A 367-nucleotide genomic window follows, 5' to 3' on the forward strand; every position below is an offset into this window, starting at 1 on the left:
TACGATGCCAATCCCTCGGGCACCTTGCTTATCTACCATCTTGCCAGCGTAATGCGTGGTGATACTGGCCACGAGCGTCGCGACCATCAGGACAATACCTGTCCATAAAGCACTTTCGCCCATCACATCTTGTATCACCACGGGCAATAACAAGAGACACAGCATCAAACCGACTGTTTGGCTAATGCTGATGATATTACTGTGCAAATAGGTTTTATTATTGAACAAGCGCACGTTTAATAATGGATATTTCTGCCGCCGCTCATATGCCCACCAAACCATCGCGGACAGTAGAAACCCAATAGATAATAAACCCAACGTGGCTATCTTTAATAAGCCATCACTGCTGAGTAGCCCGCCAGTGAAG

The 367-nt window shown here is 46.9% G+C and carries 1 pseudogene; it reads right to left on the reverse strand.

The features are described from left to right. Positions 1-318: pseudogene (locus tag AAEY83_RS13275) on the reverse strand (MFS transporter); the annotation flags it as partial. Positions 319-367 lie beyond the last annotated feature (49 nt).

Origin of the sequence: Psychrobacter sp. TB20-MNA-CIBAN-0197, from assembly GCF_040309765.1 — a bacterium.
Classification (GTDB): Bacteria; Pseudomonadota; Gammaproteobacteria; order Pseudomonadales; family Moraxellaceae; genus Psychrobacter; species Psychrobacter submarinus.